This is a genomic window from Pseudomonas sp. RL_105y_Pfl2_101, from assembly GCF_963970585.1.
Classification (GTDB): domain Bacteria; phylum Pseudomonadota; class Gammaproteobacteria; order Pseudomonadales; family Pseudomonadaceae; genus Aquipseudomonas.
Map to the genome: position 1 here is coordinate 1 of NZ_CAXAPG010000062.1, position 10,746 is coordinate 10,746.

Genomic DNA, 10,746 nt, shown 5'->3' on the forward strand with positions numbered 1-10,746 from the left:
CCTAAGGAGCTGTACGGCTTCCAAGTCCCTCCCTCGATGATCAGTCGAGAACTATCGCTTCTGTCGGAGCGATAGTCGAGATACAAGGAGCTGTGTAGGAGCTGTCGAGTGCAACGAGGCTGCGATCTCTCGACAAAGATCAAAAGATCGCAGCCTTCGGCAGCTCCTACAACGCAGCCGAGCGCGAGCAAGCTCCCTCGCCACAGGGTGGTGTGTCAGTTGAGGTGTATCAAGCCAACACATCCGCAATCACCGCCAAGGTATCGCCACACTGCACCAACCCGGGAACGTGCCGGGCCGCCAACAGACCGCTGCGGGCGGCGCGGTACTGGACCGGGGCAACGCCGCTGCGGGTGGCGTCGTAGATACGCGCCACCACCTCGCCCCGGGTCACGTGTTCCCCCAGGTCGCGGCACATTTCCAGCAAGCCGTCGTGTTCGCTGGCGATGAAACAACTGGCGTCCGGCATGTCGAGCATCAGCGAGGGCTGCAACTCGATCGTTCCCCGCAGGATGTCGGCGTGGATCAACAGGTTGCGCACCCCACGCTCGGCAATCGCCACGCTGCGGGCGGTCGACGAACCGCCGCCGCCCAACTCGGTGGTGACGAACACCTTGCCTTGGGACTCGGCCGCCGTGTCGTACATCGCCCCGGCGTCCAGCTCCAGCATGCGCATGCAATACGGCGCGTTGAACGCCAGCATCCCGGCCTCGCAGCGCGCTTGCTGCTGTTTGTCCGGCAATACATGGCAGGCGGCAAACGGCAGGAAATCCAGGGTCCGCCCGCCGGAATGAATGTCCAGGACAATGTCGGCCAAGGGCAGCAGGGTGCGATTGAAATAGTCGGCGATTTTTTCGGTGACGGTGCCGTCCGGCCTGCCGGGAAAACTGCGGTTCAGATTGCCCTTGTCGATGGGCGACGTCCGGCGCCCGGCGTGAAAAGCCGGGGTGTTCATGAACGGCACGATGATCACCCGCCCGCTCACGTCTTCAGCCGTCAGTTGCTGCGCCAGTTTGCTCAACGCCACCGGGCCTTCGTATTCATCGCCGTGGTTGCCACCGCTGAGCAAGGCCGTCGGGCCGCTGCCGCGCTGGATGACAGTGATGGGAATCATCACTGCGCCCCAGGCCGAATCGTCCCGCGAATATGGCAACTTGAGAAAGCCGTGCTGCACGCCCTCGCGGGTGAAGTCGACCGTGGCGCTGATGGGATTATTAGGCAGATCGGGCATGGCTCAATCCTTCACGAACAATTGACGAGGCACGTTGCACAGCGTCTCGACGCCGGTCTCGGTGATCAGGATGCTTTCGGTGATCTCCAGGCCCCAATCGTCCATCCATAGCCCCGGCATGAAATGGAAGGTCATGCCCGGTTGCAACACGCTGTTGTCACCGGGGCGCAAGCTCATGGTGCGCTCGCCCCAATCCGGCGGATAACTGATCCCGATGGGGTAGCCACAACGGCTGTCCTTGTGGATGCCAAATTTCTCCAGCACCTTGAAAAACGCTATGGCGATATCGCCGGTGGTGTTGCCCGGTTTGGCTGCGTCCAGGCCGGCGGCGATGCCCTCGACCACGGCCTTTTCGCCGTCGAGGAAATGTTGCGGCGGCTTGCCCAGGTAAATGGTGCGCGACAGCGGGCAGTGGTAACGTTTGTAGCAACCGGCAATTTCAAAGAAGGTGCCGGCGCCCTTCTCGAAGGGTGAATCGTCCCAGGTCAGGTGCGGCGCGCTGGCGTCGGCACCGGTGGGCAACAGCGGCACGATGGCCGGGTAGTCGCCGCCATGGCCATCGGCACCAAGGATGCCGCTGCTATAGATCTCAGCCACCAATTCGTTCTTGCGCATGCCCGGTTCAATCCGCTCTAGGATCCGGCTGTGCATGCTCTCGACGATGCGTGCGGCGATGCGCATGTAGGCGATTTCCTGGGGTGACTTGACGGCCCGCTGCCAGTTCACCAGGCCCACCGCATCCACCAGTTTTGCCTGGGGCAAATGCTGTTGCAGCGACAGGTGCGCGGCGGCGCTGAAGTAATAGTTGTCCATCTCCACGCCGATGGTCAGCGCGCTCCAGCCACGGGCAATGATCACCTCGCGGGACAGGTAGTCCATGGGGTGGCGCTCACGGGACTGCACGTAGATGTCCGGGTAGCCGACGATATTATCGGCCTGCATGAACACCGTGCGCTTTGCACCATTGGCATCCTGGCCTCGACCGAACCACACGGGCTCGCCCTCCAGCGCCAGCAGCACACACTGGTGCACATAGAACGACCACCCGTCATAGCCGGTGAGCCAAGCCATGTTCGACGGATCGGTGACCAGCAGCAGCTCCAGGCCCTGGGCCTGCATGGCCGCGCGAACCTTCGCCAGGCGTTGGGTGTATTCCTCCCGCTGGAACGGAAGATTGACGACGATCTCAGACATCCACCTGCCCTCTGTTCAATGACTCATGAGAAAAATGATCTAGCGGCCGAACGCAAAACCCTTGCCCGCCACCCGCGCCCGCTCGAACGCCAGGTTGGCGATGGCGGTGTCCTGGGCGCCGGTGCCGGTCAGGTCGCAAAGCGTCACTTGCGCGGCATCGGAACGCCCCAGCTGCTGCCCCGACAACACCCGCCCCAGCTCCATCAACGACAGGTCATCGCGAACGGTGCCGGCCACCAAGGCATGGTGCAGCTCGCCGAGCACGCGGGTCTGACTCAGGCGATCGGCGACATAGCAGTCGACGGCCGCCAGGGCTTGCGGGGAAACTTCATTCTTGTGTTCGGCGTCCGAGCCCATTGCTGTGATGTGCAGGCCGGGATGCAAATGACGGGCTTGGATCAACGGCTCGCGACTGGGTGTGCAGGTGATGGCGATGTCCACGCCTTCCAGGGCGTCGTCAATGGACGCGCATGGCGTGACGGCAAGCCCGGTGTCACGCGCCAGTTCCTGACTGAACACCTTGGCCTTTTGCCCATCGCGCGCCCAAACCCGCACCTCGTCGATGGGCCGCACCAGGCGCAGCGCCTGAAGCTGCAACGCTGCCTGCTCGCCGGCACCGATCAGCGCGACGCTGCGGCTCTGCTTGCGAGACAGGCAACGCGCCGCCACCGCCCCGGCTGCCGCGGTGCGCACGGCGGTGAGGTAACCGTTGTCCAGCAGCAGGGCCTCCAGCAGGCCGGTGCGCGCCGAGAGCAGCATCATCATGCCGTTGAGGCTGGACAGGCCGAGCTTGGGGTTGTCGAAAAAACCCGGGCTGACCTTGATGGCGAAGCGTTCCAGGCCCGGCAGGTAAGCGGTCTTCACATCCACTTCACCGTTGTGCTCGGGAATGTCCAGCCGCAGGATCGGCGGCATCGCCACGGCGGCGGTGGCCAGCAGTACGAAGGCCTGTTCGATGGCGTCGATGCTGGCCAGGTCGAGGGCCACGCAACTGCGCAGGTCGACTTCGCTCAAGAGGGTGACTTCACTCATGACAAGCTCCGTTTGGGGTTATCAGGCGTTGGCGCCAGCAATCACGCGGGCATGGTGTTCGGTGTCGACGTTGCGCCCGCTGACCACCAGTACAATCGGGCCGCGCACCTCGATCAGGCCCTCGAGCAACGCCGCGATGCCCACCACGGCAGCGCCTTCGAGCACCAGGCGTTCGTGGTGATAGGCGTGGCGGATGGCATTGGCGATAGAGGCTTCCGAGAGCAGATGAACGTCATCGCTCAGTTGCCGGGTCATGGCGAAGGTGCAGCGGTTGTCCAGGCCGATGCCGCCACCGAGGGAGTCGGCCAGCGTCGGCAGTTCTTCGATGTCCACGGGCTGCCCGGCGGCGAGGCTGGCGTGCATCGCGGCACCGCGGGCCATGCTGATGCCGTGGACTTGAATCGCGGGGTTCGCACTTTTGAGGGCCAGGGCAACACCGGCGAACAGACCGCCACCGGACAGCGGCACCAGTACCTGGGCCACATCCGGTTGCTGCTCGAGGATCTCCAGGCCGAGGGTGCCCTGCCCGGCGATGATCGCCGGGTGATCAAAGGGCGGCACAAAGGTCGCGCCTTGCGCCCGAGCGATGCGCTCGGCCTCGCGCTGGGCATCGTCCTGGGACTGGCCGACGATGCACACCTCGGCGCCTAGGTCGCGGATCGCCTGCACTTTGTTGGCCGGCACCAAGCTCGACAGGCAGACAATCGCCTTGACGCCCTGTTGCGAAGCGGCATGGGCCAGTGCCCGACCATGATTGCCGGTCGACGCCGTGACCACGCCCAGGGCCTTTTGCTCGGCGCTGAGCTGCGCCACCGCATTGCTTGCCCCACGCAACTTGAAGCTGCCGGTGATTTGCAGGGCCTCAAGCTTGAGGTACACCGCCACGCCCATCAATCGCGACAAGCTCGGGGAATATTCCATGGGCGTGCGCCGCACCAGCGACTCGATGCGCTGGCGAGCGCGGTAGATATCCTGAAGCTGCAACACTGCCATGACTGCGTCCCGAGCGGATGTGTTGGACGCAGTCTAAGAGGGCTCAATTGTGGTGATGAATGTACTAGGGCAATTTAGTTTGCGTTCATTGCCGGTTGAAAGAGGTGAACAAAACCTATGAAGGGTTCCCTCCCCTCTGGCGAGGGAGCTTGCTCGCGCTGGGCGCGTTGTAGGAACTGTCGAGCGAAGCGAGGCTGCGATCTTTCCCTTGGCAATTGAATCGAGAGCGAAAGATCAAAATCAAAGGATCGCAGCCTTCGGCAGCTCCTACAGAGTCCCATTGGGAGCAAGCTCTCAAAAATCATGAATCTGCGGGTACTGGTTGAATATCTCGCGCATGCCGATCAGCGCATGACGCATTTCTTCGTCGCTGCATTCGGCGCCTACGCAGACCCGCACCGCGCGGGGCCTGGGGGTGCCGCGTACGGTGAAAGGGTCGGGAGATGTGACGGCAATGTGCTTGTGCCGCAGCGCCCGCACCAGACTGTCCACTTCCCAATGGGACGGGATGCCAACCCAGGCATTCAAGGCATGAGGGTGCTGGCCCAGCAGATGCTCGCCCATGTACTCGGTGACCATCGCCTGGCGCCCGGCCAGCAGCTGACGTTGCAATTGCACCAGCGACTCGGCGCGGCCATCGCAAATCCAGCGGGTGGCGATCTCCGAGACCATGGGCGTTGCCATCCAACTGTTGACCCGCAGGATGCTCTCGGTGCGCAGGGCCAGGCGCTTGGGCACCACCAGATAACCGGTGCGCAAGCCCGTGAGTACCGACTTGGTCATGCTCGTGCAGTAGAACGACAGCTCCGGTAGGTAATGGCTGATGGGCGGCGCCCGACGTTCGTCCAGCAGCGGGCCATACACATCGTCTTCGATAATGTGCACACCGAAGCGCCGGGCAATCTCGGCGATTTCCCGGCGGCGGGCGTCGGGCATCAGGCTGATGGTGGGGTTGTTCAGGTTCGGCGTACACACCAGCGCCGTGATGCGCTCGTTGCTGCACATGTCTTCGAAATGTTCGGGGTCAATGCCATAGCGGTCCATCTCCAGGCCCTTGAGGGTGAAGCCCAGCACTTGGGAATTGCCGATCACGCCGTGGTCGGTCAAGCCTTCGCAGAGCACCACATCGTCGGGGCCTGCCAGCGAAGCGAGAGCCAGGAAAATCCCATGGGCCGCGCCGTTGGTGATCAGCACATCGTTACGGTCGACTTTCAGCCCTTGCCGGCCGATCCACTGCGCCGCCGCTTCGCGATGGGATTCGAAACCGGCGATGGGGCGAAACGCATGAATCCACGGCTGATCCTCTTCCGTGCTCAGCGCCGCGCAGGTGTCACGCCAGGCCTGGTCATGCTCAAGGGTGTGCAGAATGCGGGTGATGGAAAAATCCACCAGCGCCCGCTCAGGACTGTCGAGAATGTACGTCGCCACCCGGTCGCTCATGCGCCGCGAGACGAAACTGCCACGCCCGACCTCACAGCGCACCAGTCCCTGGCGCTCTAACTCCTTATAGGCGTTGGTGACGGTCTGCACGCTGATACCCATGGCGTCGGCCACTTGCCGTTGTGGCGGCAGGCGCTGGTCATTGGCCAGGGTGCCCTGTTCGATATCGTCGGCAATGGCCTGCACCAGAATCTTGTACTTGGATTCACCACTGCGGACGAGGTCCAAGGCTGACTTCCACTTATCCATAACAGCTGCAACCGGCGTGTGTAGGGGTGCGCACAGCATTGCGCGAGCATCGCGGCAAAGCAATTGTCCTAGTGCAATACAATCGATGCCGGGGCTTTTGTATGCTCGAACCAAGGTCGTCACCCAGGCGGGCTCATCGCCCTGACAAAAAGCCGGATCGACCTGTACCGGCGCTGCTCCCGATTCCAGGCCACGCCCGGATCAGCCGCTGTACGCTTTGCTCTTGTAACACTGCCTCCTACCACAGAGCCGTCCAACGACGGATCCACAAGAAACAGGAGATTTTATCGATGAGCAATTTTCTTCCCCGCACCTGTGCGCCCCTGCGTCGGCTCTTGCTGACCTGTGCCGTACTCGGCCTGGCCGGTAGCGTTCAAGCGGCCACCCTGGATACCGTCAAAAGCAACAGCAGCATCCGGATCGGCTACGCCAACGAAACCCCATTTGCCTATACCGAAACCGACGGCACCGTCACCGGTGAATCCCCGGAGATCGCCAAGATCATCTTCGCCAAGATGGGCATCAAGCAGGTCAATGGCGTGCTCACCGAATGGGGCTCGTTGATCCCAGGCCTGCGGGCCGGCCGTTTCGATGTCATCGCCGCCGGCATGTACATTACCCCGGCGCGCTGCAAGCAAGTGTTGTTCACCGATCCGCAGTACCAGCTACCCGATGCCTTGCTCGTGGCCAAGGGCAACCCGAAAAAACTCCACAGCTATGAAGACGTCGCCAAGCAACCGGATGTGAGACTGGCAATCATGGCCGGCACGGTGAACCTGGCTTATGCCCGCGATTCCGGGGTCAAGGACGAGCAGATCCTCCAGGTCCCCGACACCACCGCGCAATTGCAAGCCGTGCGTGCCGGGCGCGCGGACGCTGCCGTCGGCACCCAACTGACCATGAAAGGGCTGGCCAGCAAGGGCGGCGACAAGGTCGAGGCGATGACCGAGTTCAAGGACGACCCCTCCCACATCGGTTACGGCGCCCTGGCCTTCCGCCCCGAAGACAAAGACTTGCGCGATGCGGTCAATGCCGAGCTGAAGAAGTGGCTGGGCTCCGAAGAGCATCTCAAGACGGTTGCGCCATTCGGGTTCGACAAATCCAACGTGACCCGCAAGACCGCGGCCGAGCTCTGCGCTCAGTAGTCGCCAAAAACTGGCGTGCCGAAACAGGCATGACGCGCGGTGCGTGATGCCTGTTCCCTGCTTCACCGGACATTGGGTTGAACCATGGGCGAATTACTTCCGTTATTGATACAGGGGGCCTGGGTCACGCTCCAGGTGACCTTCTTCGGCTCGCTGCTGGCCATCGTCACGGCGGTGTTGGCAGCCCTCGGGCGACTCTCGCCGTGGCGAACGCTACGCTGGTTTTCCATCACCTACATCGAAGTGTTCCGTGGCACCTCGCTGCTGGTGCAATTGTTCTGGCTGTTCTTCGTATTGCCTCTGCCCCCCTTCAACGTTGAGTTGAGCCCTTACGCCGTGGCCATCGTCGGCTTGGGCCTGCACATCGGTGCCTACGGCGCCGAGGTCATGCGCGGCGCCATCAGCTCGGTGGCCAAAGGGCAATACGAAGCCTGCACGGCGCTGAATTTCAGCGGTTTCAAGCGTTTCAAACGGATCATCCTGCCCCAGGCTCTGCTGGCGGCGATTCCACCGGGCACCAACCTGTTGATCGAGCTGCTGAAGAACACCTCGCTGGTGTCGCTGATCACCTTGTCGGACCTGAGTTTCCGGGCGCGGCAGTTGGATCAGGCGACCTTCCAGACCCTGGAGATCTTCAGCCTGGCCCTGGTGATGTATTTCATCCTCGCCCAGGCCATCAACTTCGGCATGCGCCACGTCGAACGACGGCTGAGCCGGGGCCGGATGCGTGGAGGTCTGTCATGACGCTGTTCGACTGGTCCTACGCCGCACAAATCCTGCCGGACCTTCTGCGGGCATCGCTCAACACCGTGGGCATTACCCTGATCGGCTTCCTGATCGCGATTGTCCTGGGGCTGTTCCTGGCGATTGGCCGGCGCAGTCGCAAATTCTGGCTGTCGTGGCCAGCCACGGTGGTGATCGAGTTCATCCGCAGCACGCCGTTGCTGATCCAGGTGTATTTCCTCTACTACGTGCTGCCCAACTACGGCTTGAGCCTGACGGCCATGCAAGTCGGCATCCTCGGCATCGGCCTGCACTACGCCTGCTACATCGCCGAGGTCTATCGCAGTGGTTTGGACGCGGTGCCGCGGGCGCAGTGGGAAGCGGTGACGGCGCTGAACATCGCGCCGTACGACGCCTACCGCAACATCATCCTGCCCCAGGCGCTGCGACCAATCGTGCCGCCCCTGGGCAACTACCTGGTGGCCATGCTCAAGGATACGCCGGTGCTGTCGGCGATCACCGTGGTGGAAATCATGCAGCAGGCCAAGAACATCGGCTCCGAGCATTTCCGCTACCTGGAACCAATCACAATGGTCGGCCTGTTCTTCCTCGCTTTGAGCCTCGCCTTGGCTTATCTGGTACGGCGCCTTGAAACGCGCATGGAGCTACGCTAATGACTTTACCCCTGTCCTCGCCCACCGATTTGTCCCGGCGCAGCACACTGGCGTCGCAGCAGGAGGCCCCGGCCATGCAAGACCCAACAACGTCCCGGCCGATCGTGAGTTTCCAGGACGTAACCAAAAGCTATGGCAGCTTCACGGTGCTCGACCATCTGAACCTGGATGTCGCGCCCGGTGAAAAGGTCGCGATCATCGGCCCCAGCGGCTCGGGCAAGTCCACGCTGCTGCGGGTGCTGATGACCCTGGAAGGCATCGACCAGGGTCAGATCCGCATCGAAGATGACTCCCTGACCCACATGCCCAACCGCAACGGCGTGTTGGTGCCGGCCAACGACCGACACATCCGCCGGGTGCGCGGCAAGATCGGCATGGTGTTCCAGAGCTTCAACCTGTTCCCCCACATGACCGCGCTGCAAAACGTCATCGAGGCGCCGGTGCAGGTACTGGGCATGAACCCGAAAGAAGCCCGGGAGCGCGCCGCCGACCTGTTGGAGCTGGTGGGGCTGGGCAGCAAGCTCGACCATTACCCATCGCAGTTGTCCGGCGGCCAGCAACAACGGGTGGCGATTGCCCGAGCCCTGGCGATGCGGCCCAAGGTGATGCTGTTTGACGAAGTGACCTCAGCGCTCGATCCGGAGCTGTGCGGAGAGGTGCTGAATGTGATCCGCAAGCTGGGTGCCGAGCACAACCTGACCATGCTGATGGTGACGCACCAGATGGGGTTTGCGCGGGAATTCGCTGATCGGGTGTGTTTCTTCTACAAAGGGCAAATCCATGAGCAAGGCACCCCGGCGCAGATCTTCGAAAACCCGCAGCAGGAGCGTACGTGTGCGTTCTTGAGTGCGGTGAAAGAGGCAAACTAACCCTACCCACTGGCGAGAACCCTGGTGTGGCGAGGGGATTTAGCGAAACGTCGCACCGCCCCGCTGGGCTGCAAAGCAGCCCTCAAAGCCAGACATCCAGTGTGTCTTCTTGATTTCCTATAAGAAAATTGGGGGATCCTCAGGGTCTGTCTCCGTTTCCCCCGACGCAGAAGGTGCGACATTGAAGGTGCGTGTGTTTGAATATAGCGGGCTGCCGCCGTTGGAAGATCTAACGTAGAGTCGATGCTCGCCCGAACCAAAGCTTGTGATAACGCCCCATGCACCGACCGATGAAACACTGATCGTTACTCTGTAAGCCAGGTTGTCATACAAATCGACTGAAGTGGCAACGCTCGCTCGCCCCCAAAGCGATACCATCGGAAATTCGGTGATGCCGTTCTCCTGAATTTCTCTACCGAGATAGTCTTTGATACTCATAAAAGTTAGAGGATTTTTGACGGTATAAGTCCGCGGCGGGAAGTCCGTAGCCTGCGTCTCATCAGTAATCTGACCGAAGGCAACCTTGAACTCCACCGTTAGCGTGCTGCCGTCGCCCAGCTCCAGCAAGTACTTGGAGATCTTGGACATCCTGTAATAACCCTGGATCAGCCAGATCTCGCTGACCTTTGGGCCCGGCGGTATCCAGATATTGTGGTTGTGCTCAGCCCCATCGGCCTTATAGCCTTTCAAGCGCATCCACAAGTGCTGGCCGATCGCGATATGCGGCCAGTTGTCGACCTGTATCTCGACATTATCCAACACGTTTTTAATATACAGTTCATCACCGTTGCCGTTATCCGCAACCAGAAGAATACGCGGCCGGCTTGGCATCAGCGCACTGTTAGCCAACGTGCCTACAGTCAGCAACAACCCAGAGGACTGCGGCTTCACTCCACTGGTACGCTTGACGATGTAGGTGACCGTCACCGATCTGCCAAGGTTATAGGCGATCACCGACACCGGGATGTCGATCTTCTTGTTGCCGGGCAGCGTTTGCACAGCCGTAGTGTGGGTTCCGCCCCCGGCCGCACCGGTCCACATCACACTGACCTGATCGCCGGATTGGATGCCGTAGTCAGGAATCTCCACCGTCAGGTTGTCCTTGGCCGCCATCGGATTCAATTGCTGGCTGGGCGCATTGCCCGTGGCCTGTTCGACACTGGGAGCACGCGCGTCAAATGCCGCGCGAATGGTGT

General features: G+C 61.7%; 9 protein-coding genes and 1 pseudogene. 4 read left to right on the forward strand and 6 right to left on the reverse strand.

Annotated elements, in window-relative coordinates; translation table 11 throughout:
- Positions 1-229: 229 nt before the first annotated feature.
- The 5 genes from doeB to ehuR all read right to left on the reverse strand — a co-directional run bounded on the left by doeB (position 230) and on the right by ehuR (position 6,139).
- The gene (gene doeB, locus AACY31_RS27755; RefSeq protein WP_339478038.1) at positions 230-1,231 is read right to left on the reverse strand and encodes a N(2)-acetyl-L-2,4-diaminobutanoate deacetylase DoeB; all 1,002 of its coding nucleotides are present in this window, start codon (positions 1,229-1,231) and stop codon (positions 230-232) included.
- A 3-nt stretch (positions 1,232-1,234) separates the two neighbouring features.
- Positions 1,235-2,425, reverse strand: a complete 1,191-nt coding sequence (gene doeA / locus AACY31_RS27760; RefSeq protein ID WP_339478035.1) for an ectoine hydrolase DoeA — start codon at positions 2,423-2,425, stop codon at positions 1,235-1,237.
- Between the two features lie 39 nt (positions 2,426-2,464).
- A complete protein-coding gene (locus AACY31_RS27765; RefSeq protein ID WP_339478032.1) occupies positions 2,465-3,457 on the reverse strand; it encodes a cyclodeaminase in 993 nt (330 codons plus the stop codon).
- A 21-nt stretch (positions 3,458-3,478) separates the two neighbouring features.
- Positions 3,479-4,450: a hydroxyectoine utilization dehydratase EutB gene (eutB, locus tag AACY31_RS27770; protein ID WP_339478029.1), complete on the reverse strand. Its 972-nt coding sequence runs from the start codon at positions 4,448-4,450 to the stop codon at positions 3,479-3,481.
- Between the two features lie 294 nt (positions 4,451-4,744).
- Complete coding sequence (ehuR, locus tag AACY31_RS27775) at positions 4,745-6,139, reverse strand: MocR-like ectoine utilization transcription factor EhuR (protein ID WP_339505497.1); 1,395 nt, start codon at positions 6,137-6,139, stop codon at positions 4,745-4,747.
- 290 nt (positions 6,140-6,429) lie between these two features.
- Here ehuR and ehuB point away from each other — a divergent pair, with 290 nt between their 5' ends.
- The 4 genes from ehuB to ehuA all read left to right on the forward strand — a co-directional run bounded on the left by ehuB (position 6,430) and on the right by ehuA (position 9,550).
- Positions 6,430-7,284: an ectoine/hydroxyectoine ABC transporter substrate-binding protein EhuB gene (gene ehuB / locus AACY31_RS27780; RefSeq protein ID WP_339478025.1), complete on the forward strand. Its 855-nt coding sequence runs from the start codon at positions 6,430-6,432 to the stop codon at positions 7,282-7,284.
- A gap of 84 nt (positions 7,285-7,368) precedes the next feature.
- Positions 7,369-8,028: an ectoine/hydroxyectoine ABC transporter permease subunit EhuC gene (gene ehuC, locus AACY31_RS27785; RefSeq protein WP_339478023.1), complete on the forward strand. Its 660-nt coding sequence runs from the start codon at positions 7,369-7,371 to the stop codon at positions 8,026-8,028.
- Positions 8,025-8,681 (forward strand): ectoine/hydroxyectoine ABC transporter permease subunit EhuD, encoded by a 657-nt coding sequence (gene ehuD, locus AACY31_RS27790; RefSeq protein ID WP_339478021.1) that lies wholly within the window; start codon positions 8,025-8,027, stop codon positions 8,679-8,681. The genes ehuC and ehuD overlap by 4 nt, the downstream gene beginning before the upstream one ends.
- Positions 8,681-9,550, forward strand: a complete 870-nt coding sequence (ehuA, locus tag AACY31_RS27795; protein WP_445261584.1) for an ectoine/hydroxyectoine ABC transporter ATP-binding protein EhuA — start codon at positions 8,681-8,683, stop codon at positions 9,548-9,550. The genes ehuD and ehuA overlap by 1 nt, the downstream gene beginning before the upstream one ends.
- A 117-nt stretch (positions 9,551-9,667) precedes the next feature.
- On the opposite strand, the pseudogene AACY31_RS27800 reads toward ehuA, so the two are convergent.
- A pseudogene (locus AACY31_RS27800) lies at positions 9,668-10,746 on the reverse strand (hypothetical protein); the annotation flags it as partial.

Bases quoted from the DNA above. Each gene is read 5' to 3' on its own strand.
- doeB (WP_339478038.1), bottom strand. From the start codon at position 1,231: ATGCCCGATCTGCCTAATAATCCCATCAGCGCCACGGTCGACTTCACC.
- doeA (WP_339478035.1), bottom strand. From the start codon at position 2,425: ATGTCTGAGATCGTCGTCAATCTTCCGTTCCAGCGGGAGGAATACACC.
- AACY31_RS27765 (WP_339478032.1), bottom strand. From the start codon at position 3,457: ATGAGTGAAGTCACCCTCTTGAGCGAAGTCGACCTGCGCAGTTGCGTG.
- eutB (WP_339478029.1), bottom strand. From the start codon at position 4,450: ATGGCAGTGTTGCAGCTTCAGGATATCTACCGCGCTCGCCAGCGCATC.
- ehuR (WP_339505497.1), bottom strand. From the start codon at position 6,139: ATGGATAAGTGGAAGTCAGCCTTGGACCTCGTCCGCAGTGGTGAATCC.
- ehuB (WP_339478025.1), top strand. From the start codon at position 6,430: ATGAGCAATTTTCTTCCCCGCACCTGTGCGCCCCTGCGTCGGCTCTTG.
- ehuC (WP_339478023.1), top strand. From the start codon at position 7,369: ATGGGCGAATTACTTCCGTTATTGATACAGGGGGCCTGGGTCACGCTC.
- ehuD (WP_339478021.1), top strand. From the start codon at position 8,025: ATGACGCTGTTCGACTGGTCCTACGCCGCACAAATCCTGCCGGACCTT.
- ehuA (WP_445261584.1), top strand. From the start codon at position 8,681: ATGACTTTACCCCTGTCCTCGCCCACCGATTTGTCCCGGCGCAGCACA.